The sequence below is a fragment of the Lysobacter sp. TAF61 genome, assembly GCF_052113485.1.
Taxonomy (GTDB): Bacteria; Pseudomonadota; Gammaproteobacteria; order Xanthomonadales; family Xanthomonadaceae; genus Lysobacter_J.
Genome location: NZ_JBFRDH010000002.1, coordinates 253,573 through 276,314, shown reverse-complemented (window position 1 = coordinate 276,314; position 22,742 = coordinate 253,573). Strand labels below are relative to the sequence as shown.

21 protein-coding genes are annotated in these 22,742 nt (G+C 69.0%); 8 read left to right on the top strand and 13 right to left on the bottom strand.

The annotated features are described in order from the left end of the window. The first annotated feature begins 3 nt into the window (after positions 1-3). The 4 genes from AB4Y64_RS05680 to AB4Y64_RS05665 all read left to right on the top strand — a co-directional run bounded on the left by AB4Y64_RS05680 (position 4) and on the right by AB4Y64_RS05665 (position 4,200). On the top strand, positions 4-2,340 hold the full coding sequence (locus tag AB4Y64_RS05680; protein WP_441815469.1) for an MMPL family transporter: 2,337 nt from the start codon (positions 4-6) through the stop codon (positions 2,338-2,340). A gap of 49 nt (positions 2,341-2,389) precedes the next feature. After that, on the top strand, positions 2,390-2,770 hold the full coding sequence (locus AB4Y64_RS05675) for a phosphotransferase (protein WP_441815843.1): 381 nt from the start codon (positions 2,390-2,392) through the stop codon (positions 2,768-2,770). Between the two features lie 46 nt (positions 2,771-2,816). Continuing rightward, entirely contained in the window at positions 2,817-3,557 is a 741-nt protein-coding gene (gene fabG, locus AB4Y64_RS05670; RefSeq protein WP_441815468.1) for a 3-oxoacyl-ACP reductase FabG, read from the top strand. A gap of 82 nt (positions 3,558-3,639) precedes the next feature. Next, entirely contained in the window at positions 3,640-4,200 is a 561-nt protein-coding gene (locus AB4Y64_RS05665) for a hypothetical protein (protein ID WP_441815467.1), read from the top strand. A 6-nt stretch (positions 4,201-4,206) separates the two neighbouring features. Here AB4Y64_RS05665 and AB4Y64_RS05660 read toward each other — a convergent pair whose 3' ends face one another. Genes AB4Y64_RS05660 through AB4Y64_RS05650 form a run of 3 tightly spaced genes read right to left on the bottom strand, consistent with a single transcriptional unit; the run spans position 4,207 to position 7,029 of the window. After that, positions 4,207-5,049, bottom strand: a complete 843-nt coding sequence (locus AB4Y64_RS05660) for a glycosyltransferase family 2 protein (protein ID WP_441815842.1) — start codon at positions 5,047-5,049, stop codon at positions 4,207-4,209. A 1-nt stretch (position 5,050) separates the two neighbouring features. Then, positions 5,051-5,854, bottom strand: coding sequence for a beta-ketoacyl synthase chain length factor (locus AB4Y64_RS05655; protein ID WP_441815466.1), 804 nt, complete (start codon positions 5,852-5,854; stop codon positions 5,051-5,053). Beyond that, entirely contained in the window at positions 5,851-7,029 is a 1,179-nt protein-coding gene (locus AB4Y64_RS05650; RefSeq protein ID WP_441815465.1) for a beta-ketoacyl-[acyl-carrier-protein] synthase family protein, read from the bottom strand. The genes AB4Y64_RS05655 and AB4Y64_RS05650 overlap by 4 nt, the downstream gene beginning before the upstream one ends. 163 nt (positions 7,030-7,192) lie before the next feature. Here AB4Y64_RS05650 and AB4Y64_RS05645 point away from each other — a divergent pair, with 163 nt between their 5' ends. Then, positions 7,193-7,876: a YdcF family protein gene (locus AB4Y64_RS05645; RefSeq protein WP_441815464.1), complete on the top strand. Its 684-nt coding sequence runs from the start codon at positions 7,193-7,195 to the stop codon at positions 7,874-7,876. Positions 7,877-7,926: 50 nt separating this feature from the next. Here the strand turns inward: AB4Y64_RS05645 and AB4Y64_RS05640 are convergent, their stop codons facing one another. After that, the gene (locus AB4Y64_RS05640; protein WP_441815841.1) at positions 7,927-9,744 is read right to left on the bottom strand and encodes a DUF885 domain-containing protein; all 1,818 of its coding nucleotides are present in this window, start codon (positions 9,742-9,744) and stop codon (positions 7,927-7,929) included. A 112-nt stretch (positions 9,745-9,856) separates the two neighbouring features. Then, positions 9,857-10,393: a hypothetical protein gene (locus tag AB4Y64_RS05635; RefSeq protein WP_441815463.1), complete on the bottom strand. Its 537-nt coding sequence runs from the start codon at positions 10,391-10,393 to the stop codon at positions 9,857-9,859. Between the two features lie 317 nt (positions 10,394-10,710). On the opposite strand from AB4Y64_RS05635, the gene AB4Y64_RS05630 reads away from it, so the two are divergent. Beyond that, positions 10,711-12,381: an NAD(P)/FAD-dependent oxidoreductase gene (locus tag AB4Y64_RS05630; RefSeq protein ID WP_441815462.1), complete on the top strand. Its 1,671-nt coding sequence runs from the start codon at positions 10,711-10,713 to the stop codon at positions 12,379-12,381. Positions 12,382-12,454: 73 nt separating this feature from the next. Here the strand turns inward: AB4Y64_RS05630 and AB4Y64_RS05625 are convergent, their stop codons facing one another. From AB4Y64_RS05625 to AB4Y64_RS05610, 4 genes are all read right to left on the bottom strand, one after another. Continuing rightward, positions 12,455-13,189, bottom strand: coding sequence for a response regulator transcription factor (locus AB4Y64_RS05625; protein ID WP_441815461.1), 735 nt, complete (start codon positions 13,187-13,189; stop codon positions 12,455-12,457). Between the two features lie 109 nt (positions 13,190-13,298). Then, entirely contained in the window at positions 13,299-13,790 is a 492-nt protein-coding gene (locus AB4Y64_RS05620) for a BON domain-containing protein (RefSeq protein ID WP_441815460.1), read from the bottom strand. A 137-nt stretch (positions 13,791-13,927) separates the two neighbouring features. After that, positions 13,928-16,138, bottom strand: a complete 2,211-nt coding sequence (locus AB4Y64_RS05615; RefSeq protein WP_441815840.1) for a DPP IV N-terminal domain-containing protein — start codon at positions 16,136-16,138, stop codon at positions 13,928-13,930. A gap of 41 nt (positions 16,139-16,179) precedes the next feature. Next, positions 16,180-16,869: a glutathione S-transferase N-terminal domain-containing protein gene (locus AB4Y64_RS05610; RefSeq protein WP_441815459.1), complete on the bottom strand. Its 690-nt coding sequence runs from the start codon at positions 16,867-16,869 to the stop codon at positions 16,180-16,182. A 152-nt stretch (positions 16,870-17,021) separates the two neighbouring features. On the opposite strand from AB4Y64_RS05610, the gene AB4Y64_RS05605 reads away from it, so the two are divergent. Further along, positions 17,022-17,630: a TIGR00645 family protein gene (locus AB4Y64_RS05605; RefSeq protein ID WP_441815458.1), complete on the top strand. Its 609-nt coding sequence runs from the start codon at positions 17,022-17,024 to the stop codon at positions 17,628-17,630. A 6-nt stretch (positions 17,631-17,636) separates the two neighbouring features. Here AB4Y64_RS05605 and AB4Y64_RS05600 read toward each other — a convergent pair whose 3' ends face one another. After that, the gene (locus AB4Y64_RS05600; RefSeq protein ID WP_441815457.1) at positions 17,637-18,590 is read right to left on the bottom strand and encodes a M61 family metallopeptidase; all 954 of its coding nucleotides are present in this window, start codon (positions 18,588-18,590) and stop codon (positions 17,637-17,639) included. A gap of 52 nt (positions 18,591-18,642) precedes the next feature. On the opposite strand from AB4Y64_RS05600, the gene uvrD reads away from it, so the two are divergent. Next, entirely contained in the window at positions 18,643-20,823 is a 2,181-nt protein-coding gene (gene uvrD, locus AB4Y64_RS05595) for a DNA helicase II (RefSeq protein ID WP_441815456.1), read from the top strand. A gap of 140 nt (positions 20,824-20,963) precedes the next feature. Here uvrD and AB4Y64_RS05590 read toward each other — a convergent pair whose 3' ends face one another. The 3 genes from AB4Y64_RS05590 to AB4Y64_RS05580 all read right to left on the bottom strand — a co-directional run bounded on the left by AB4Y64_RS05590 (position 20,964) and on the right by AB4Y64_RS05580 (position 22,741). Further along, on the bottom strand, positions 20,964-21,680 hold the full coding sequence (locus AB4Y64_RS05590) for an MOSC domain-containing protein (protein ID WP_441815455.1): 717 nt from the start codon (positions 21,678-21,680) through the stop codon (positions 20,964-20,966). 69 nt (positions 21,681-21,749) lie between these two features. Beyond that, positions 21,750-21,986, bottom strand: coding sequence for a glutaredoxin family protein (locus AB4Y64_RS05585; RefSeq protein ID WP_441815454.1), 237 nt, complete (start codon positions 21,984-21,986; stop codon positions 21,750-21,752). A 110-nt stretch (positions 21,987-22,096) separates the two neighbouring features. Beyond that, positions 22,097-22,741, bottom strand: a complete 645-nt coding sequence (locus AB4Y64_RS05580; RefSeq protein WP_441815453.1) for a MarR family winged helix-turn-helix transcriptional regulator — start codon at positions 22,739-22,741, stop codon at positions 22,097-22,099. Position 22,742: the final 1 nt, after the last annotated feature.

Here is a 22,742-nt window from a genome sequence, read left to right as displayed (position 1 = left end):
TCCATGAGTGCGGCGCGACGCCTGGCGCTCGCCCTGCTGTGGCTGGTCTCGCTGCTGATCCTGGCGACACTGGTCGCGCCGCGCCTGCAACTGAGCGGCGACCTGCGCAAGTTCATGCCGGCGCCGCAGACGCCCGCGCAGAAGCTGCTGATCGACGAACTCGGCGAAGGCCCGGGCTCGCGCCTGCTGCTGATCGGCCTGACCGGCGCGGATGCGCAGACGCTGGCGGCGCAGTCGCAATCGCTGCGCGAGCGCCTGGTCTCGCTGCCGTCGTTCAAGCTGGTGGCCAACGGCGCGGCGCTGGGCCCGGAAGCGATCCCGGCGCATCTGCGCCCCTACCGCTACCTGCTGTCGAACTCGCTGGACGCACAGGCGCTCGACGCCGATTTCCTGCGCGCGCAACTCGACGCACGCATGCAGGACCTCGGCTCGCCGGCCGCAGCGATGATCGAGCCGCTGCTCCCGGCCGATCCGACGCTGGAAACCCTGAAGCTGGCCGAAGCCTGGCAACCGGCGAACGCGCCGCAGCGCCTGCATGGCGTGTGGTTCGACAAGGCCGGACGCGAAGCGCTGCTGGCGGTTGAGACCCATGCCGCCGGCTTCGATCCGAAGGGCCAGCAGGCCGCATTCGATTCGATCCAGGCCGCATTCGCCGCCGTGCGCGGCAACAGCGCCACGCGGATGTCGCTGACCGGGCCGGGTGCGTTCTCGGTCGAGATCGGCAACCGCACCGCGCGCGAAGCCAGCCTGATCGGCACGCTCGACAGCCTCGTCTTCGTGCTGCTGCTGTGGGTGGCGTACCGCAGCTGGAAAGCGCCGCTGCTGGGCGGGTTGCCGCTGGCGAGCGCTGGCCTGGTCGGGCTGGGTGCGGTCGCGCTGGCGTTCGATGGCGTGCACGGGATCACGGTGGCGTTCGGATTCACCCTGATCGGCGTGGTCCAGGACTATCCGATCCATCTGTTCAGTCACCAGCGCGCCGGCGTATCGCCGTGGGCGAGTGCGCGCGCGCTGTGGCCCACGCTGGCCACCGGCGTGGCCTCGACCTGCATCGCCTACCTGACTTTCCTGGTGTCCGGCGTCGATGGCCTGCAGCAACTGGCGGTGTTCACCGTGGTCGGCCTGGCGACGGCGGCGCTGGCCACGCGTTTCCTGCTGCCGGCGTTGATCGACCCGGCGCCGCGCGATGCCGCCGACTCGGTCTGGCTGGGCCGCTGCTGGGAACGCCTGGCGCGCTGGCCGCGCATGCGCGGTGGCGCGGTGCTGCTGGTGGCGCTGGTTGCGGCCGCCGTGGCCGCGTTCGCGCCCGGCTCGTTCTGGCAGAACGACCTGGGCCGCCTGACGCCGGTGCCGCCGGCGGCGCTCGCCCGCGATGCACAACTTCGCAGCGAACTGGGCGCGCCGGATGTGCGCTACGTGCTGGTGGTGCAGCAACCCGATGTCGAATCCGCGCTGCGCTCGTCCGAGCGCCTGCTGCCGGCGCTGCAGGACCTGCGCGCCAGGGGCGCGATCGGTGGGTTCGACCTGGCGGCGCGATACCTGCCCAGCGCGACGACGCAGCACGCGCGCCAGGCGCGCTTGCCGGATCGGCCGACGCTGCGCGCGGCGCTCGATGCCGCGATGGCCGGCGGCCCGTTCCAGCCTGATGCCTTCGATGCGTTCGTCGCCGACATCGAGCGGGCGAAGCAGGCGCCGGCACTGGCGCCGCGCGACCTGGCCGGCACGCCCCTGGCTGCCAGTGTCGAGGGCCTGCTGCTGCAGCGCGGGGGCCACGTCACCGCGTTGGTCGCACTGAGCGGCCTGCAGGATCCCGCTGCGGTTGCCACGGTGGCGAGCGCACACGGTGCGCAGCTGCTCGACCTCAAGCAGGCATCGGAATCGCTGGTTGCCCAGTACCGACAGCGCGTGCTGTGGGCATTGGCGCTGGCGGCGGTGCTGCTGACCGCGGCGGTGTGGTTCGCGCTGCGTTCGCCGCGGCGTGTGCTGCGGGTGCTGGCGCCGATGGCGCTGAGCACGCTGCTGATCCTGGCGGTGCTGCGTGCAATGGGCGTCGAGCTCAACCTGTTCCACCTGGTGTCGCTGATCCTCGCCGCCGGCCTGGGCCTGGACTACGCCCTGTTCTTCGACCACGCCGGCGACGACCGCGCCGAACAGCTGCGCACGCTGCACGCGGTGATCGTGTGCAGCCTGACCACGCTGCTGGTATTCGCGCTGCTGGCCGCTTCCAGCATCCCGGTGCTGCGCGCGATCGGCGCGACGGTCGCGCTCGGCGTGGTCTGCAACTTCGTGCTGGCGCTGCTGATCGTGCGCGCCCCGGTGTCCGGGACCACCCACGGTGGATGAAGCAGGCGCTGCCATCGACATCGCCTCGCTGGTGCCGCACCAGGGGGCGATGTGCCTGTGGCAGGAAGTCGTGGAGTGGGACGGCCAGCGCATCCGCCTGCGTTCGCACGGGCACCGCGACCCGCACCACCCGCTGCGTCATGACGGGCGCCTGCACGCGGTGCACCTGGGCGAGTACGGCGCCCAGGCGATGGCCGTGCACGGCGGCCTGCTTGCTCGCGCCGCCGGCGAGGCAGTGAAGCCCGGTCTGCTGGTGTCGCTGCGCGGCCTGCAGTTGCGCGTCGAACGCATCGACGACCTGCCCGGGGCGCTCGAGGTCGAGGCGCACTGCCTCATCGCCGATACGGCCGGCAGCCAGTACGAATTCGTGATCCGGCATGGCGACGCCGAGGTCGCGCGCGGTCGCGCCGCCGTGATCTATCAGACCTGATCTATTGAGCTATCGGGGCTGAAGCCATTCGCGCACAATCGCGGCCATGGAAAAACCCGCACCCAGCATCCGCCGCGCCCTGGTCACCGGCGGCAGTGGCGACATCGGCAGTGCGATCTGCCAGCGCCTGGCCGCCGACGGCTGCGAGGTGATCGTCCACGCCAACCAGAACCTCGAACGCGCGCAGGCGCTGGTCGCCACGATCGAGGCCGCCGGCGGCCGCGCCCACGCGGTCGCCTTCGACGTCGCCGATGGCGCCGCCACCGCGACCGCCATGGCCGCGCTGCTGGAACACGGCCCCATCCAGGTCGTGGTCAACAACGCCGGCATCCACGACGACGCACCGATGGCGGGCATGAGCGAGCGCCAGTGGAAGCAGGTGATCGACGTGTCGCTGCACGGCTTCTTCCACGTCACCCAACCGCTGCTGTTGCCGATGGCGCGCACGCGCTGGGGGCGGGTGGTCAGCGTGTCCTCGGTGGCGGCGGTGCTGGGCAACCGCGGCCAGAGCAACTACGCCGCCGCCAAGGCGGCGCTGCACGGCGCGACCAAATCACTGGCGCGCGAGATGGGCAGCCGCGGCATCACCTGCAATGTCGTCGCCCCGGGGGTGATCGCCGGCCGCATGGCCGATGCCGCGTTCCCGCCCGAGGCGATCAAGCAGATGGTGCCGGCCGCCCGTGCCGGCCGCGCCGAGGAAGTCGCCGCGCTGGTCGGGTTCCTGTGCTCGGATGCGGCCGGATACATCAACGGCCAGGTCATCGGCGTTGACGGCGGCATGACCTGACTGAACGCCGGGAAAGTCGCATTGGCCGGTGTGCGTGGCCTGGCGTAGGATCGGCGCATCACCCCGACCCGGATTCGCCACCATGCGCCGCGTCCTCCTGTCCCTCGCTCCTGTCCTGCTGGCCCTGCTGGCCGGTTGCTCGTCGACATCGCAGCTGGTCACCGGCACGCCGCGTCCGCCGATCGATCCATCGCAGGTCCGCGTCTACTTCACGCCTCCGCCGAACGGCTTCGAGGAAATCGCACGCCTGGACACCGCCAGTGGCGGTTTCACCTATGGCGAGCAGAACAAGTTGAACGACGTCATCAACAAGCTGCGCATCGAAGCGGCCAAGCTGGGCGCCAACGGCGTGTTGTTCGTGGGCGCCGAGAACAGCTATGGCGGCAGCAGCATCGGTGTGGGTGCCGGTGGCGGCAGCTACGGTGGCTACCACGGCGGAAACTTCAGCTCCGGCGGCATCGGCGTGAGCATCTCGCCGACCAAGAAGTACGCGCACGGCGTGGCGATCTTCGTCGCCAACCCGCCGCCGCCGGATGCGATGCCGCCGCCGCCAATGCCGCAAGGCGCGCAGCCGCAACCGCAGGGCGCGAAACCGCAGCCGCAGGGCACCCAGCCGCAGAGCGCGCTTTCGAAGGGAGAGTAGGCGCGCCTACAGCGTCCCGTCGTCGAGCGCGGACAGCGCCTCGCGACCGGGCTCGCGCAACGGCATCCCGTCGGCGTCGTCGATCAGCGCGGGATTGGCGCGGATGCTGCGGAACATCGCCGGGATGCTGCCCCGGCGGAACACGCCGCTGACGATGTGCGACGTGATGCGGCTGAAGTCGCGCAGCGGCTTGAAGTGGCTGGCGCGGAACTGCTCATCGCCGTGCACGCTCTGGTAACGCGATTCGATCGGCACCGAGACGCAGCGGGTGCCCAGTTGCTGCGCGGCCGAGATCAGGATCTGCGCCTCGAACACGAAGTCCTCGCCCGGCACTTCACCCAGCGCGGCGACTTCGGCCGGATACAGGCGCTGCCCGCTCTGGCTGTCGGCGACACCGTAGCCGGTACCCCAGGCGATGCCCCAGTCGGCGAACTCGTTGGCCAGGCGCCGTTGCAGCGGCTGCTGCGAGCGATGGCGCAGCCGCGCGCCGATGACGACATGGCCGGGATGGCGGTTGGCCGAGGCAAGCAGGCGCGGGATGTCGCGCGCCAGGTGCTGGCCGTCGCCGTCCATGGTCACGATCGCGCGTGCACCCATGGCCAGGGCCGCGGCAAACCCGTCGCGCAGGCTCGCGCCCTTGCCCATGCGGGCGGCGTGGCGCAGCACGGTGACCGGCAGGTCGGCGATGCGCTCGGCGGTGCCATCGTCGGAACCGTCGTCGATGACTAGCACTCGCGGGCATTCGGCCAGCGCGCCACTGACCACTTCGCGGATGCGAAGGGCTTCGTTGAGTGCGGGGATGACCACGACCAGATCGTCGCGGGTGAGGCGCACCGGGCGGGTCGGCATGTCAGCCACGGGCGAGCTCCGCCGATGACACGTCGATCAGCAGGTCGTGGTCCGGGCCGGCGACCAGCCGCACGCTGCCATGGCCGCGCGCGAGCAGGTCGAACAACGGCAGCATCGGCGCCATCGCGTTGGCCGACGCCAACTTCGACAGCGGGCCGGTGGCGTCCTGGTGGCCTCCGCTCGCCACCAGTTGCGCGCGCAGCGTGAGATGGCCGGGCGATGCCTGCTGCGACAGCACCAGTGCCGCGCCGAGCAGGCCGTCGCTGGGCGCCATCTGCTTCAGCGGCCCGGCGGCCTGGCCGTCATAGGCGACCAGCAGCACGGCTTCGTCGCCGCTGGCGAGCTGGGCCAGTGCATCGAGCAGGCCCTGGGCGAAGCTGGATTCGCGTGCACTGATCGCGCTGGCCGGCGCCATCGCACCGGTGCCGATGGTCCAGTAGCCCGCGGCGGCGTTGTGCACGGAATTGTGGAAACGGGTCGGCGAGAGTGCCAGCGGATCGCCGGCCAGGGTCTCGCACATGTAGTCGGTGATCCCCAGGTCGCCGTGGGTCGAGGCGAACACCGAGGGCAGCGTGGCCGGGTCGCGGCCGGCGGCCTGGCAGGCCGCCATCGCCACGTCGAGTGCGACTGCCACTGTGTCCGGTGCGCGGCGGCGCTCGTTGGCCGGCAACAGCTGCGGCGACGGCCGCGACGGCGCATCGGCAACCAGGGCGCCGTCGGCGGCGTGGGCGAGTGCGGCCTCCCACGAGGGCAGTCCGCGCGTCCAGAAACCGATGCCTTCGATGTGGGCCTGCAGATGCGTCATGCGCGACCGAACACGAGCGAGCAGTTGTTGCCGCCGAAGCCGAAGGAATTGTTCATCGCAAAGGCGATCTGCGTGCGTTGCGGGTGGAAGCGGATCTGCGGGCCACAGGCGGCGTCGGGCGCGTGGCTGTTGAGCGTGCCGGGCAGCTCGCCGTGCTCGAGCGCGATCAGCGCGATCACCGATTCGACGATGCCGGCGGCGCCGAGCGTGTGCCCGGTCCAGCCCTTGGTCGAACTGGCGTGCAGGCTGTCGGGGAAAAGACCGGCCACCGCGGCTGCTTCGATCGAATCGTTGGCCGGCGTGGCGGTGCCGTGCAGGTTGAGGTAGCCGATGTCGCCGGCTTCGACGCCGGCGCGCGCGAGCGCATCGCGCATCGCCAGTTGCGCACCCAGGCCGTCCGGATGCGGCGACGACATGTGGTGGGCGTCGCTGGATTCGCCATAGCCGCGCAGCTGCAGCCCGGCATCGCCCGGCTGCGCGCGTTCGAGTACGGCGAAGCCGCCGGCCTCGCCCAGCGACAGACCAGTGCGATCGGCATCGAACGGCCGGCACGGTTCGGCCGCGACCAGCTGCAGCGAGTTGAAACCGAAGAGCACGCTGCCGCACAGCGTGTCGACGCCGCCGACCAGCGCGGCATCGGCCAGGCCGGCCGCGATCAGCCGCGCGGCCTGGGCGAACACCTTCGCCGACGACGAGCAGGCCGTGGCCACCGTCACCGCCGGTCCGCGAAGGCCGGTGGCCTGCTGGATGAACTCGCCCAGCGAATGCGGCGTATGCACGTCGGCGCGTGCCAGCGTTGCCGGGAAGGCGCCGTCTTCGAGGTTCGCGTAGGCGTCCTCGGTGGCGCCGATGCTCGATGTCGAAGTGCCCAGCACCACCGCGATGCGGTCGGCACCGTGCCGCTCGACCAGGGCGGCGATCGCTTCCGGGATACCGTCCTGGTTCAGCGCCAGCCAGGCCAGCCGGTTGTTGCGCGAGTCCCAGCGGCTGAAGCGCTCCGGAAGGGGCAGGTCCTCCAGCCCGTCGACGCGACCGATCCAGCAGTCCAGCGCAGACGTGCCGAAATCGTTGCGACGCAGTCCGCTGCGCGATTCGCGCAATGCCGTCGCCAATGCCTCGCGGCCGCGACCGACGGCGCTGGTCGCGGTGTAGGCGCGGATCGCCAGGGGCGGCATCGGCGCTACGGCGGGGCGGGCCGGGTGGGCATGGTGCGGGGCTGCAGGCGGCACGCAGGACTCTCTTGCGAAGAACGCAGAGTATAGCCAGCGCACCTTGCGCCCACCGGCCGCGTAAACTGAATGCCCGTAGGTTTTCTGCCCGTAGACGCGCCCGTTCACAGTGACCAGCCGCACCGACCACCGACTGGCCCTGTTTGGCGACCGGGACGTCCTCCACGCCATGGCCGTGGCGGTCGCGGCCTGTGTGTTCAGTGCCGGGCTGGTTTACCTGGGCTACTTCGTCCACGTCCTTAGGGTGGCGCGGCGGGCGCCCTGCCAACCCCGCGAGGGCCAGTGCGTGCTGCTGTTCGGCAAGCATTCGCCGCAAGGGCGTATCGACCACGACTTCGAAGCGCGCCTGGACCGGGCGGTCTCGCTGTGGAAGGTGCGGCCTCCGGCGAGCGTGGTGCTGCTCGGCGGTGGCGCGCCGGGCGAGGCCACCGAAGCCGAACTGGCGCGCCAGGGCCTGTTTGCCCGCGGCATCGGCGAAGACGCGCCGCTGCTGCTGGAATCGCTGTCGCGCGACACTCTGCAGAACCTGCGCAACGCGCGGATGTTGCTGGGCGAACGGATGCGCTCGCGGGTGACCCTGCTCAGCAGCCGCTACCACCTCGCCCGCTGTGCGCTGTTCGCGCGCCGGCTCGGGTTCGATGTCGAACTGTGCGCGGCCGAAGCGCACCTGCGCCTGGACCGGCGCACCTGGCTGCGTCTGGCCGGCGAAGCCGGCTATGTGTGCATGACCGACGTCGGCGCGCGCTGGGCGCGGTTGATCGGGCACCGGCGGATGTTGGCCCGGGTCAGTTAGTTCAAGCCCCTCTCCCGCCTGCGGGAGAGGGGTTGGGGTGAGGGCCGCCCTTACTTCTTCGCCTTCTGCGCCGGGACAAACACTTCCCGCACCGCCTTCGCCAGCAGGTCCGGCGGCAGCAGGCCCTGGTCGAGCAGGAAGTTGTTGAAGGCCAGACGGTCGAACTTGTCGCCCAGCGCCACCTCGGTCTCCATGCGCAGCTCGAGGATGCGGCTGTAGCCGTAGAAGTAGCTGCCGGCCTGGCCCGGGGCATTGAAGGTGTAGCGGTCCAGTTCCTGCTTGGTCATCGCTTCCGACAGGCCGACCTTGTCGCTGAGGATGCGGCCGGCCGCGTCGCGGTCGATCAGGCCCAGGTTGAGCATCGGGTCGAGCATCGCGCGCGCGGCGCGCATCAGGCGGAACTGCAGCGCGATCAGCTGCCCGTCGAGCGGCTCGTACGGAACCATCTCGGCTTCGGCATACAGCGCCCAGCCTTCGACGTTGACCGAGTTGAAGGCGAACATCGTGCGCGCCAGCGAGATGCCACGCTCGACCATCGCGGTGAACTGCAGCTCGTGGCCCGGGCGGCCTTCGTGCGCCGACAGCGTCCAGCGCACCGCGTCGAAGTTGAAGTCGTCATACGACAGCGCCTTGCCGTCCGGCGTCGGCACCGACACCGGCAGGACGAACTGGCCCTGCTGGCCGGTGTTGCCGATCAGCGGCGCCGGCAGGAAATGCGGTGCCGGCTGCGCGGCCGATTCGGCCTCGCTGCCCAGGCGCATCACCATCGGACGCTGCGGCACGTCGACGATGCGCTCGGCGCGGATGATCGGGTCGATCTGGTCGATCACCGTGCGGTAGCGCGCCTCGAGCTGGTCGTTGGGCATGTTCTGCTGCTTCAACGCGCGGATCACGCCGACGTAGTCGTGCTCGTCGCTGACCTTCAGGCCCTTGTCCTTCGCCACCAGCGGAGCCAGCTGCTGCATCGCCGCGCGGGTCTCCATGAACTCGACCTGGGCGCGACGGATCAGCAACTGCGGATCGATGTCGATGCCGTACTGCTTGAGCTGGTTGGCATACAGCTCGGCCGGCAGGCGGGTGTCGGTGCGCGCTTCGGGAAGGACGCTGCTGCGCGCCCACTGGCCGTAGGCCTTGAGCTGGGTGTCCATCGCCGCGAGCGCTTCGTCGGCGCCGGCGACCTTGTACTTGGCGAACAGGTCCTTGATGCCGGCCACGTAGGTATCGACGTTGCCCAGTGCCTGCTCGACTTCAAGCTTCGTCGGCCGCAGCAGGGCCTTGTCGCCGGCGCGTTCCTCGTAGCGGGCGCGCGCCAGTTCGGTGATCGGCGTCGTGCCCGGCGCCTGGCCGACGTAGGCCTTGAGGCGGTCGAGTGCGCGCGCGCGGCGCTCGGGCGGGGTCTGGTCGGAGAGCAGGCCCTGCAGGCCGCTGAAGACCATCTGCGGCGCATCGTTCCACGGCAGCGTCAGCTTCTCGTTGAGCGCGCTGGTTTCGATGCTCTCGTCGGCGGCCTTGATCATGATCGCCAGGTCCTGGCGCACGTTGGGATCGCGCTCGGTGGCGAGCTTGGCCTGCAGCTCGGTCTTCGCCTTGGCGGTGGCGTCGCGGTAGCGCTTGGCATTGTCCGGCTTCAGATCGGCGACGCGGTCGTCGTAGCCCGGCACGCCGAAGAACGACATCTGCTCGGGCGCGAACTCGGCCTGCGACTTCAGCAGGACCTGCGCGTACTCGTTGCTCTTGGTCACCCACGCCGGCACGGGCCTGGCGGCGGCGGACTTCGTTGCGGGCGTCTTGGCAGCGGGCGTGGCTGCGAGCAGGGCGGGTGAGCCCGCGGCGAGGGTGAGGGCGATGGCGAGGGTCAGCGGCTTGATCATGGCTTCGCGGGTTCCGGGACAGAGCGGCGAGCATGGCGGCAGACGCGGCCGGCGGCTATACCCCGAAGGTCACGGGGGGCAATTTGAGCGGACCGCATGGCGGCGCGCGTTACCCGCCGATCACATGCACCGTGGGTTTCCCGCCGACCTGCTCAAACCGGAATCGATAAACCAGCGTTACCGCCTGCGGAACGCTCTTGCCGCCATCGCAGCTGGCGACCGCCCGTTCCTTGTCCTTCGCGTTGCGAAAGACACAGCGCAGTGCAGGATCGAACTTCCAGGTCCTGGCCGCGGCTTGCGATGCCGCCAGGAACTCGGCTTCCGCACCCGCGGGACACATCTCCGAGGCCGGCGCCTTGGCGACAACGGTCACCGCGCCCTTCTCGTCGATACCCACCCGCAGGCACACCATGCGGGGAGGCAGGTTCAGGCTGAGGAGGTTCTGCGGGTAGCTGGGATGGACGTTCTTCATGTCGTCCAGCGGCATCAGGAACGACTCGTTATCCGCCATCACCAGTCGATCGCCCTGGGTGGCGGTGCCGGCGGCGGGCGCCGGCGTCGCGGCGGCCACGGTTTGGGCATGCGTCAACGCTGCGTACCCGCAGGCCATGGCCGCGGTGCATCCCAGTGCCATCCACTTGGTCATCGCTTTCTCTCCAGATCGAAAGGGTGAGGCCGGTCGTATACAGCCGAACGCAACACCGTCTTCCAAACCGGCCACGGCTGCAGGAAACGCCGGCAACGTTGCTGGCAGGGCGACATTGGCACCCTGGGCCTGCGAAGGGAGCCAGCACGGAGGTTCCGCTTCCGACCCCTGGTGGCCGTTCGGTAAGATGCCTCCTTCGATAGCCTCCTGCCAGCCCAGGAAACGTCGCTCATCGCGTTACCGCCGCAACAGCCGCACCACGTGCGCGCGCCTCGGCCCCCAATTTCGGCGACGAACCGCGCCGTCGGATGCACCTGATGATTAGACTCACCGACCTCAACCTCCCACTGGACCACACCGAGCCGGCACTGCGCCAAGCCATTCTCGCGCGGCTTGGCATCGCCGACGACGAGCTGGTCGGCTACACCGTCGCCAAGCGCAGCTACGACGCACGCCGACGCGGCGCGATCGTGCTGATCTATTCGGTCGACGTGGACACGCCGCGCGAAGCAGACATCCTTCAGCGGATGGAGGCCGAAGCCGCAGGGCCCGCGCGCACCGGCGACCGAAGCAAGGTGATGCGCACGCCAGACACGAGCTACAAGTTCGTGACGCGCGCGCCCGAGGGACTTCCGCTGCGCCCGCTCGTCATCGGCATGGGGCCCTGCGGCCTGTTCGCGGGCCTGGTGCTCGCGCAGATGGGCTTCCGTCCGATCATCCTCGAGCGCGGCAAGGCCGTGCGCGAGCGCACGAAGGACACCTGGGGCCTGTGGCGCAAGAAGGTGCTGAACCCCGAGTCCAACGTGCAGTTCGGCGAAGGCGGGGCGGGCACGTTCTCGGACGGCAAGCTGTGGAGCCAGATCAGCGACCCGAAGCATTACGGGCGCAAGGTCATCGACGAGTTCGTCAAGGCGGGCGCGCCGGACGAGATCGCCTACGTCAGCAAACCGCACATCGGCACGTTCCGCCTGGTGTCGATGGTGGAGGAGATGCGCGCGACGATCGAATCCCTCGGCGGTGAAATCCGCTTCAGCCAGCGCGTCGACGATCTGCTGATCGAGACCGACCACGCCGGCACGCGCCACGTGCGCGGTGTCACGCTCGACAGCGGCGAGCAACTGCGCGCCGACCACGTCGTGCTTGCGCTGGGCCACAGTGCGCGCGACACATTCGCGATGCTGCACGGGCGCGGCGTGTTCGTCGAAGCAAAGCCATTCTCGATCGGCTTCCGTATCGAGCATCCGCAGTCACTGATCGATACCGCCCGCTTCGGTGCGCAGGCCGGGCATCCGCTGCTCGGGGCGGCCGATTACAAGCTGGTGCACCATTGCCGCAACGGCCGCTCGGTGTACAGCTTCTGCATGTGCCCGGGCGGCACCGTGGTCGCCGCGGCCAGCGAGCCCGGGCGCGTGGTCACCAACGGCATGAGCCAGTACTCGCGCAACGAGCGCAACGCGAATGCGGCGATCGTCTGTGGCATCACGCCAGAGGATTACGCGCAGTACGGCAATGGCCCACTCGCCGGCATCGAGTTGCAGCGTCACTGGGAAGCGCGGGCGTTCGAGCTGGGTGGCGGCGAGTATGAAGCGCCGGGGCAACTGGTGGGCGACTTCCTGAAGGGGAAAGCGTCAAGCGGGTTCGGCACCGTGCAGCCCTCGTACAAGCCCGGCGTGCGCCTGGGCGATCTCGCTCCATCGCTGCCCGAGTACGCGATCGAAGCGATCCGCGAGGCGCTGCCGGCGTTCGAGAAGCAGATCCGCGGCTTCGCGATGCACGACGCGATTTTGACCGGGGTGGAAACCCGCACGTCCTCGCCGGTGCGGATCACGCGTGGAGAGGACGGCCACAGCCTGAACACACGCGGCCTGTTTCCGGCAGGCGAGGGTGCTGGTTACGCGGGCGGCATCCTTTCGGCCGGCGTCGATGGCATCCGCACCGCCGAAGCGGTCGCGCTCGATATCGTTTCGCGCACGACGCGTGCTGCATAGCGCCTGAGGTGTCGGATCCAGGCGGGGATGCACAACGTCGAGAGCGGGTTCGGGCGTCCGCCAGGCAGCCCCATTACGCAGCGAAGGCCTCGCGGGTGTCTTCATGGCCGCGCACGCCGACGTCGGCAATCTTGTAGCCGGCCGTCAGCATCGTGTGCACCAGGGGCCGGCTACTTCCCGCATCGACCGCTTTGCGCACCTGGTAGAGGTGGCTGCGCAGGCAATCCGATTCCGGCTCTTCACCTCGCCAAAGCGCTCGCACGAGTTCTTCGCGGCTGACCACGCGGGGAGACTGACGCATGAGAATGGTCAGCAGGCGCAGCCCCGTGGGCGTCAGGTGTATCTCCACGCCGCTTCGATGGACGCGCATGGACTCGCAATCGAGGGTGAGGTCGGCCACTTGCAGCACCATGCCCGCAACTTCCCTGCGGATGCGCTTCATCAAGGCCGTCACGCGCGCCTGCAGTTCGGCCGGTGCGAAGGGCTTGGTGAGGTAATCGTCCGCACCTGCCTCCAGCCCGGTGACCTTGTCTGCCCATGACTCGTGCGCGGTGAGCATGAGAACCGAGGGCCTCATGCCCTGCCGCTGCGAGATGCGCCGACAGACGTCGATTCCGTCCAGCCGAGGCAGCGATCGGTCAAGGATCACCAGGTCATAGGCATCTTCGTCGATGCGCCTGAGCGCTTCGACCCCGTCGCGCGCGAAATCGACGTCATATCCGATGCGTTCCAGGCATTCGCCGATCAGCTCGGCGATGGTGGAATGATCCTCAACAACCAATATCAAACCGCCTTCTGACAATGGCATACAGGGCCCCCCCTTGAAGTGGGAGCTACCCTGCCGCGGCGCCCGTGAAGACGGTGTTGTGGAGCGTATGGTTCCGCCAGGCGCCCGGCAGCGGCCCGGGGGGGGGCGGTCAGTGCGGACCCGGGTGCGGCGCGCTGGACCCCGGTGACGGCCTGGTGCGCAGCAGGCTTTCCATGTTCCTCACCCCGCGCATCGACGACACGGTGCGGAGCAGGGCATCGAAATGCTCCTCCGACACCGTTCCCTTCAGTTGCACGCGTCCGTCGCGCACATGCACCTCGACGTCGTGGGGATGGTCCACCAGGCGACCGAGACGGGCCCGGATGTGTTCGTGCAGCAGATCATCGTCGACCGGCTGCGCGGACAAATTTGCGCGCGTCTTCGCCACGGCGCCCTTGAGCTGGTTCGTGGCCCGCACCGCCTTGCCCTGGACGTAGCGCCCGGCCTCATTGCCCGCGGAGCGGGTGCGGTCGCGGATGACCGCGCGGCGCCGGCGGCCGCTACGCGGATCCAGCAAATACATCGCCAGCGTTCCGGCGGCGAAGGCCAGCGCTATGTTGCGCAGCGTGATCAGCGCGCCTGTTGCGGCTCGTTCATGCATGTCGGTTCACCTCGAATGGAGCACGGACGGAACATGCTGCCAAACGGGTCGAAAACGCTGCGCGAAGAAGCGGCGATGGATTCTTAACGTAACGCGCGCAAGGAAGCCTCCCGCGCTCGCGGGAGGCTCCTGACCACTCAAGGCTTCAGGCAGCGCCCGAAGAAATCCTCGGTCAGCTTCAGGCGGTGCAGGTTGTCTGCACCCTTGAGGCCGTGCTTCGCGCCCGGGTAGGTCATCAGCTCGAACGGCTGGCCGCGCTTTTGCAGTGCGCTCATCAGCGAGGTCGAGTTGGTGAACAGCACGTTGTCGTCGGCCATGCCATGGATCAGCAGCAGCTTCGACTTGAGGCCTTCGATGTGCTCGAGCACGCGTGCTTGGCGATAGCCGTCGGCGTTGCCGGCCGGCAGCCCCATGTAGCGCTCGGTGTAGTGCGTGTCGTACAGACCCCAGTCGGTGACGGGTGCGCCGGCAACGCCGCAGGCGTACTGGTCGGAGGCCTTGGCCAGCAGCATCAGGGTCATGTAGCCGCCGTTGGACCAGCCGTACACGCCGATGCGCTTGCCATCGACCCACGGCTGCTTCTTCAGCCACTGCACGCCCTGCAGCTGGTCGGCCACTTCCACCGTGCCCTGCTTGCCGTACAGCGCGCCGCCGAACGCAGCGCCGCGACGCGGCGTGCCGCGGTTGTCGAGCGAGAACACGACATAGCCGTGTTGCGCCAGGTACTGGTTGAAGTCCGGCGTCCAGGCCCGCTTGACCGTCTGCGAGGCCGGGCCGCCATAGACCAGAACCACCACCGGATACTGCTTGCCTGCCTGGAAACCGGCCGGCTTGAGCAGGCTGTAGTGCAGCGGCGTGCTGCCATCGGCGGCGGTCAGCGTGCCGAACTCGATCGGCCGCTGCGCGGCGGCGAACTTCGCGTACGGATGCTGCGGGTCGCTGAGCTCGTTCTTCAGCAGCGCGGCGATGCGGGTGCCGTCGCTGCGGTACAGCTCCAGCTGCGGCGGGGTGGTCGGGTTCGACCAGTTGTCGACGAAGACGCTGGCATTGGCGGCGAAGCTGGCGAAATGCACGCCGTCGGCCTTCGACAGGCGGACGATCGCACCACCGTCGAGCGGCACGCGATAGATCTGCGCATCCAGCGGCGAGTCCTTGCCCGCGGCGAAGTAGACCTGGCCGGCGGCTTCATCCACCTCGAGCACGCTGTCGACCGGCCAGTCGCCGCTGGTCAGTGCCCTGGCATTGCCGCCGTCGGCGTCGAGCACGTACAGATGCTCGTAACCGCTACGCTCGCTGTTCCACAGGATGCGACCGTCCTTGAGGAAGTGCAGGTCGTTGTGCAGCGGCACCCAGGTCTTGCTGGTCTCGGTGACCAGCACGTGCTGCTTGCCGCTGGCCAGGTCGCTTTCGATCAGCTCGAGCGTGTGCTGGTCGCGCGACTGGCGCTGGAAGGACAGGTGCTGAGGGTCGCGCCAATCCACGCGCGCCAGGTAGATGTCCTGGTCCTTGCCCAGGTCGACCCACTTCGGCGCGGCGCCGGCCTTGGGCGCGACGACGCCGAGCTTGATCAGCACGTTGTGGTCGCCGGCGGCCGGATAGCGCTGCTCGACCACTTCGGTGCGGTCCGCATAGACCTCATAGCGCTTCTGCACCGGCACCGGCGTTTCGTCGATGCGTGCGAATGCGATCGCCGAGTCGTCGGGCGCCCACCAGTAGCCGGTGTGGCGGTCCATTTCCTCGTCGGCAACGAACTCGGCGACGCCGTTGCCGATCGTCGCGCTGCCGTCGCGGGTGAGCTGGGCCTGCTTGCCGCTGGTCAGGTCGATCACCCACAGGTTTCGATCGCGCACGAAGCTGACGAAGCCGCCCATCGGCGAGAGCTTCGGATCGGTGGCGAAGCCTTCGCCGCTGGTGAGCTTGCGCACCGCGGCCTTGCCCGACCTGGCCAGGTCGTACAGGTACAGTTCGCCGCCGAGCGGGAACAGCAGCGCCTTGCTGTCGGGTGCCCACTGGTAATCGACGATGCCGCTGAACGCACCGATGCGCTGGCGCTCACGGCGCGCCTTCTCGGCATCGCTGAGCACTTCCTCGCCCGGCAGGATGTCATCGGCATCGACCAGCTTCGCGGTCTGGCCGCTGGCGACGTCGTAGGCCCACAGGTCGAGGCGGTTCTTGTTGCTCTCCTTGCCGCGCAGGAAGGTCACCCGGCTGCCGTCGGGGGCGACCTTCGCCTTCATCAGGCTCGGCCCCGACAGCGGCGCATCGCCAGCCAACGCTTCGAGCGTCAGCTTCTGCGGCGTGGCCGGTGCGGTCTTCTGGGCGAGGGCGGGGACGGTTGCGATCGACATGGCAAGCAGGCAGGCGGCGGCGCCGCGGGCGGTGAAGTTCTTCATTTAGTCTCAGGTGTGCCGAACAGGATCTTGTGCATTTCAGGTGTCATCTCGCGCTTGGCGCCGTAGCGTTCGGCAACCGCATATGCGCGTTGCACCGCCGGCCGTGCGGCGACCTGGGCATGCCAGCGGCGCAGGTTGGCGAACGGCTCCAGGTCGAGCGGCGCCTTGGTGTAGGGATTGATCCACGGGTGCGCCGCCATGTCGGCGATGCTGAAGTGGCCGGCGATGTATTCACGGTCGGCCAGGCGCTTGTCGAGCACGCCGAGCAGGCGCAGCACTTCGCGCTTGTAGCGGTCCTTGGCGTACGGGAGGTCTTCGGGCGCGTAGACGTGGAAATGGCCGTACTGGCCGGTCATCGGCCCCAGTCCGCCCATCTGCCAGTGCAGCCACTGGTTGACCTCGACGCGGCCGCGCAGGTCGTCGGCAAAGAACTGTCCGGTCTTGTTGGCCAGGTACAGCAGGATCGCGCCGGACTCGAACACGCTGATCGGCGCGCCACCGTCGGCGGGCGCCGTGTCGACGATCGCCGGCATCTTGTTGTTCGGCGAGATCTTCAGGTATTCGGGCCTGAACTGGTCGCCGGCGCCGATGTCGACCGGGTGGATGGTGTAGCCCAGCCCTGCTTCTTCGAGGAAGAGGGTGATCTTGTGGCCGTTGGGGGTCGGCCAGTAATGCAGGTCGATCATCAGGTGACGCCCTGGCAATGGGGAGGTCGGAGTGTAAGGCGGCCGGCCCGGTCGCGGAGCGTGCCGAACGGCCAGAAGATGCAAGGTCTGGTTTGGCGGGGCCCGCGGCCGGCCGGTACCCTAGCCGGCCCGCAAACGAACGCCCCCGCCGCATGACGCAGACGTCCGAACGCCCCCTCAACCCCCTCCCGGCCCTGATCTTCAGCTCGCGCTGGATGCAGCTGCCGCTGTACCTGGGCCTGATCGTCGCCCAGGGCGTGTACGTCGTGTTGTTCATCAAGGAGCTTTGGCACCTGATCTCGCACGCGACCACGTTCAGCGAACAGCTGATCATGCTCGCCGTGCTCGGCCTGATCGACGTGGTGATGATCTCCAACCTGCTGGTGATGGTGATCGTCGGCGGCTACGAAACCTTCGTCTCGCGCCTGCGCCTGGAAGGCCACCCCGACCAGCCCGAATGGCTGAGCCACGTCAACGCCAGCGTGCTCAAGGTAAAGCTGGCGATGGCGATCATCGGCATTTCCTCGATCCACCTGCTCAAGACCTTCATCGCCATCGGGTCGCTGGGCGCCGATCCGGTCGTCGCCGCCGCAGCCACCACGGCAGCGGCCGATGCCGTGACGAAGGGAGCGGTCTACACCGAAGCCGGTGTGATGTGGCAGACCATCATCCACTGCGTGTTCATCCTGTCGGCGATCGGCATCGCCTACACCGACAGGCTGATGGCGCAGGTCGGCAAGCCGCACAAGGCGGCGCACTGACGGTCGTTACGGCTTGGCGTGCGGTCGCATGATCGCCGCACGCAGTTTCCGTGCGTCGGCGCGGTCGGAATACACCAGTCCGTCCGTGCCGCGCTCGATCCCCAGCGCCGCATAGGCCGCATCCAGCGACGGAAACTCGCGCGACTGCGCATAACGGCGGTACGCCGGCAGGAATACCGCCGCGCCTGCAAGTTCGTCGAGCTTCGCCATGAATGCCTCCGGTGCGACTTCACCGGTGCCGTGCAGGCAGCAGCGCGAATACTTCGAGAGCACCGCGTCGAGGCTGCTGCGATGCTCGCGTCGCAGCGCCAGGTCCGCCTCCAGCCAGAAGGCCGCGCCGGCCCAGTACACGCGCATCGTGCCGCGCCGGCCGAGGCCGTCCAGCGGCATGCCGCTGTGCTCGCGCTGGCCACGGCCGAAGCCCGCGTCCAGCTCCTGCCATGCCGCTTCGGGCGAGAGCAGCCCGGCCCGGGCACGCAGGACGTTCTGGTAGTAGCTGGCCAGGCCTTCGGCCAGCCAGCGGCCCTCGCGGCCAAGGTAGGGGTGGAACAGGTGCGAGAGCTCGTGCACCGCGGTCCAGTCGTCCCGCAACTCGGCCAGGTGGGCGTCGCGGCGGACGAACAGCAGCACCGCCACATCGCCTTCGCCGCGCTGGGTCTGGCCCCAGGGCACGGGGCTCTCATCGTCGCTGTCGATCTGGGTGATGCGCACGGTCGCATCGTCCAGCGGGTAGCGGCCGAATGCGGTCAGGGTCGCCGCGGCGGCCTCGGCCAGCCAGCGCTGCAGTTCGTCGACCCGGGCCGGGTCGGCGGTGTCGAGCACCTCCACGTGCAGCGAATTGCCGTCGGCCTGCAGGACGCGCGTGCTCGGGGCAGGTTCGCCGACGACCGCACCGCTGTCGTCGGCTGTCGCCGGGGTCGCCACCAGCAGGGCAAGCAATAACAGCAGCTTGGAGTGCACGGCGCGACGCTCCGGGCGGGGGGAGGGGTGACGGCCCCGCTACAATACCCGGATGGATGTCTCCCACCTGCTCGACGCGCTGAACCCTGCGCAGCGCGAGGCCGTCAGCGCTCCGCCCGGTCACTATCTGGTCCTCGCCGGCGCCGGCTCCGGCAAGACCCGCGTGCTTACCCATCGCATCGCCTGGCTGAACGAAGTCCACGGCGTGCCCACCCACGGCATCCTGGCGGTGACGTTCACCAACAAGGCCGCCGGCGAGATGCGCGCGCGCGTCGACGCGCAACTGCGCAACGGCGCCCGCGGCATGTGGATCGGCACCTTCCACGGCCTCGCCCATCGCCTGCTGCGCCTGCACTGGCAGGAAGCCAAGCTGCCCGAAGGTTTCCAGGTGCTCGACTCCGACGACCAGCTGCGCCTGGTCAAGCGCGTCGTGCAGGGCCTGGAGATCGACGAGGCGCGCTTCCCGCCGCGCCAGATCGCCTGGTGGATCAACGCCCAGAAGGACGAAGGCAAGCGCCCGCAGAACATCCAGCCCGTGGGCAACGATCCGTGGGCGGATGTGATGCTGAAGTCGTACGAGGCCTACCAGGAGCGCTGCGAGCGCGCCGGCCTGGTCGACTTCGCCGAGTTGCTGCTGCGCGCGCACGAACTGCTGCGCGACAACCCGGCGTTGCTGGCGCACTACCGCCACCGCTTCCGCGAGATCCTGGTCGACGAGTTCCAGGACACCAATGCCATCCAGTACGCATTCGTGCGCGTGCTCGCCGGCGACAGCGGCCACGTGTTCGTGGTGGGCGACGACGACCAGTCGATCTACGGCTGGCGCGGCGCCAAGGTCGAGAACATGCAGCGTTTCCTCAAGGACTTTCCCGGCACGCAGACGATCCGCCTGGAGCAGAACTACCGCTCCAGCGCCAACATCCTCGAAGCGGCCAACGCCGTCATCGCCCACAACCCCGACCGCCTCGGCAAGAACCTGTGGACCGACAGCGGCACCGGCGAGTCGATCGACCTGTACGCCGCCTACAACGAGATGGACGAGGCGCGCTTCGCGGTCGAGCGCCTGCGCCAGTGGGTGCGTGACGGCGGCAGCTTTGGCGAGGTCGCGGTCCTGTATCGCAGCAATGCGCAGTCGCGCGCCTTCGAAGAGGCGCTGCTCTCGGAGCAGGTGCCGTACCGCGTCTATGGCGGCCAGCGCTTCTTCGAGCGCGCCGAAATCAAGGACACCCTGGCGTACCTGCGCCTGATCGCCTCGCGCCTGGACGATGCCGCGTTCGAACGCGCGGTCAACACGCCCACGCGCGGCATCGGTGAGCGCACCCTCGACGAAGTGCGCCGGCGCGCGCGCACCGACGGCGTCGCGCTGTGGGAAGCGGCACGCCGCACCGTCAGCGAGAACGGCCTCACCGCGCGTGCGCGCAACGCCATTGCCGGCTTCCTCGCGTTGACCGACGACCTCGACACCGAGGTGCAGCCGATGACGCTGCCGGAGAAGATCGACCACGTGCTGATCCGTTCTGGCCTGCGCGATCACTACTTCAACGAATCGCGCGGCCAGCTCGACTCGCGCGTCGACAACCTCGACGAACTGGTCTCGGTGGCCTCGCGCTTCACCCGCAGCGACGAGGAAGACGCCGCGGCGATGCCGGAACTGGTCGCCTTCCTCAGCTACGCCGCACTCGAAGCCGGCGAAGGCCAGGCCCAGGCCGGCGAGGAAGGCGTGCAGCTCATGACGCTGCACAGCGCCAAGGGCCTGGAGTTCCCGCTGGTGTTCCTGGCCGGCATGGAAGAGGGCGTGTTCCCGAGTGGGCGCTCGACCGAGGAATCCGGGCGGCTCGAGGAAGAGCGTCGCCTGGCCTACGTCGGTATCACCCGTGCGCGGCAGAAGCTGGTGCTCAGCTACGCCGAGACCCGCCGCATCCACGGCAGCGACATGTATGGCGTGCCCTCACGTTTCCTGCGCGAGATCCCGCCGGCGCTGCTGCACGAAGTGCGGCCGAAGGTGCAGGTGTCACGGCCGATGTACAACTCGCAGCCGCGCCGCGACATGGGCCATGCCGCGATCGAGGCGCCGCCGATCAAGCTTGGCGCGATGGTGCGCCATCCCAGCTTCGGCACCGGCACGGTCACCGACTACGAGGGCGCCGGCGCGCACGCACGCGTGCAGGTCAACTTCGACGACGCCGGCAGCAAGTGGCTGGTGCTGGCGTACGCGAACCTGCAGCCGGCCTGAGGCCGGCTGAAGCGGTGGCTCAGCTGCCGCTGCGCAGGGTCGGTGTTTCGTCGAGGGTGCCGTGCGGACACACCGAATCCTGTTCTGCCTGCGTGGCATGGGATTGCCTGCTCGGTGTATCGGCCGGACCGGCGCGGACTTTAGTCCGGCTGCGGCCCTTCGATGCGCTTGCCCCAGTCCTCCACCGCACCGCGTTGCAGGCGGGTCTCGATCAGCTTTCGCCAGGACGGCACCAGCGGCAGGTCGAGGGCGGGGCGCAGCTCGGCCGGATCGAGCCGGCGCTCGAACAGCAGCGCCCCCAGCCGGCGCAGGTTCCACTGCGGGAACGGCCGCGCCTCCAGCGCGATGGCATCGCCCACGCGCACGCTGCCCGGCTGCAGTACGCGGTAGTACCAGCCGGTGCGACCACTGGCCTGCACGCGCCTGGCCATGTCGGCCACGCCGAAACGGTCGTTGAGCTTCCAGCACGGTTGCCTGCCCTGGCTCACTTCGAGCACGGCCGTACCGATGCGAAACCGGTCGCCCAGGCAGACCTCGCCTTCGTTCAGACCCTGGCTGCTGAGGTTCTCGCCGAACGCACCCGCGAAGCGCAGCCGCTCCAGGTCGCCCAGGTCCTCGCGCCAGCGCGGGTAGTGATCGAACGGGTAATGGTGCACGGCCTTGTCCGGGCCGCCGTGGACGCGCGGATCGCCCTGCTCATCGCCCACCAGCCCCAGCGTTTCGATGCGTACCGGCTCGTCGATCGGTTGCTTGTCGATCGCGCTGACGCTGCCCGGACGCGTGTAGGGCCGTGCGTGGCCGAGCAGTACGGCGTCGATGCGCCACGGGAGCGACTTCGCGGAATGGGAGGTCTGCATGGAGGAAGTCTCGTGGAGTCGTTGCCGGCGCGGCGCACGGATGCGCCGCGCCGGCAACGGTGCAGCTCGTCAGCGCAGGTCGCTCAGGTCGGCGCCGAAGTTGACATGCATCGGCGCGCCGCCAATGACCAGCGCCGGCACGGACCGCACGCCGGCGAGCTCGGCCTCGTCGATGCGCGAAGGCGACTCGCCCAGATGGACGACCTCCACTTCAAAACGGTCCGGATCGAGTGCGTGCGCGAGCTGCTGCTCGGCATCGACGCAGACCGGGCAACCGGCGTGATAGAAAACGGCCTTCTGCTTCATACTGATATTCCTTCATTTCGCTGTGACGCGGGGGAGGGGGTTACTACGTGGGTACTGCGTGTAGCCGGGTGGCGTCCGATGTCCGTCGGGCGCCGCCCATTTTCGCCGGCTCATGAAGGGCCGGCATCCCGGAAGCGCTGCACGGCAATGGCCAGCGCCTCCTCGGATTGGGGTTTGTGCTCGGCACAGTCCACGCGCAACGCGGCGTCGCCGAACGGCGCGCCGACATAGGCGCAGAAATGCGGTTGCTTCGGATCGGTCGAGGCGTAGGGGCGGAAGAATCCACAGCCCAGGCAAGTGCGCAGACCGCTGGCCAGGCCACGTTGCTGGGCCTCGCGCATCATCAGCTGGACCACCCGAAGCAACTGCCCGAGTTCCCGTTCCGGCAGGGCCTGCAGCAGCGGACCCAGGCCGGCGGCGGGGTCCTGCAGGCGCCGTGCGAGGGTCTTGCCGGCCCGGGTGAGCGACATGCGCCAGGCGCGGCCGTCATGCGGGTCGGGTTTGCGCTGGACCAGGCCCTTGCCCTCCAGCGTGCGCAGCGAGTCGCTGATCGTTGGCGCGGAAACGCCCAGGCGCGCCGCCAGATCGCCGCTGCGCAAGCCGTTGGCCTGGCCAGCCAGGGCCAGCAGCAACGACCGTTGCGCCGGGTGCAGCGCGGGCGCGTCGTTCGCGGCCCAGGATTGCGCCCGCAACAGCCCCGACAGCCGTTCGATGCCGATGCGGGCCTGCTGCAGCTTTTGCGGGTCGACGTCCATT

Excerpts from the sequence above, each read along its gene's own strand:
- AB4Y64_RS05660 (WP_441815842.1), bottom strand. The coding sequence starts at position 5,049 with ATGCCGACCCGCCCGGTGCGCCTCACCCGCGACGATCTGGTCGTGGTC.
- AB4Y64_RS05680 (WP_441815469.1), top strand. The coding sequence starts at position 4 with ATGAGTGCGGCGCGACGCCTGGCGCTCGCCCTGCTGTGGCTGGTCTCG.
- AB4Y64_RS05655 (WP_441815466.1), bottom strand. The coding sequence starts at position 5,854 with ATGACGCATCTGCAGGCCCACATCGAAGGCATCGGTTTCTGGACGCGC.
- AB4Y64_RS05580 (WP_441815453.1), bottom strand. The coding sequence starts at position 22,741 with ATGGACGTCGACCCGCAAAAGCTGCAGCAGGCCCGCATCGGCATCGAA.
- AB4Y64_RS05610 (WP_441815459.1), bottom strand. The coding sequence starts at position 16,869 with ATGATCGACCTGCATTACTGGCCGACCCCCAACGGCCACAAGATCACC.
- AB4Y64_RS05635 (WP_441815463.1), bottom strand. The coding sequence starts at position 10,393 with ATGACCAAGTGGATGGCACTGGGATGCACCGCGGCCATGGCCTGCGGG.
- AB4Y64_RS05650 (WP_441815465.1), bottom strand. The coding sequence starts at position 7,029 with ATGCCGCCCCTGGCGATCCGCGCCTACACCGCGACCAGCGCCGTCGGT.
- fabG (WP_441815468.1), top strand. The coding sequence starts at position 2,817 with ATGGAAAAACCCGCACCCAGCATCCGCCGCGCCCTGGTCACCGGCGGC.
- AB4Y64_RS05625 (WP_441815461.1), bottom strand. The coding sequence starts at position 13,189 with ATGCCATTGTCAGAAGGCGGTTTGATATTGGTTGTTGAGGATCATTCC.
- uvrD (WP_441815456.1), top strand. The coding sequence starts at position 18,643 with ATGGATGTCTCCCACCTGCTCGACGCGCTGAACCCTGCGCAGCGCGAG.
- AB4Y64_RS05615 (WP_441815840.1), bottom strand. The coding sequence starts at position 16,138 with ATGTCGATCGCAACCGTCCCCGCCCTCGCCCAGAAGACCGCACCGGCC.
- AB4Y64_RS05620 (WP_441815460.1), bottom strand. The coding sequence starts at position 13,790 with ATGCATGAACGAGCCGCAACAGGCGCGCTGATCACGCTGCGCAACATA.
- AB4Y64_RS05630 (WP_441815462.1), top strand. The coding sequence starts at position 10,711 with ATGATTAGACTCACCGACCTCAACCTCCCACTGGACCACACCGAGCCG.
- AB4Y64_RS05585 (WP_441815454.1), bottom strand. The coding sequence starts at position 21,986 with ATGAAGCAGAAGGCCGTTTTCTATCACGCCGGTTGCCCGGTCTGCGTC.
- AB4Y64_RS05675 (WP_441815843.1), top strand. The coding sequence starts at position 2,390 with ATGTGCCTGTGGCAGGAAGTCGTGGAGTGGGACGGCCAGCGCATCCGC.
- AB4Y64_RS05590 (WP_441815455.1), bottom strand. The coding sequence starts at position 21,680 with ATGCAGACCTCCCATTCCGCGAAGTCGCTCCCGTGGCGCATCGACGCC.
- AB4Y64_RS05665 (WP_441815467.1), top strand. The coding sequence starts at position 3,640 with ATGCGCCGCGTCCTCCTGTCCCTCGCTCCTGTCCTGCTGGCCCTGCTG.
- AB4Y64_RS05605 (WP_441815458.1), top strand. The coding sequence starts at position 17,022 with ATGACGCAGACGTCCGAACGCCCCCTCAACCCCCTCCCGGCCCTGATC.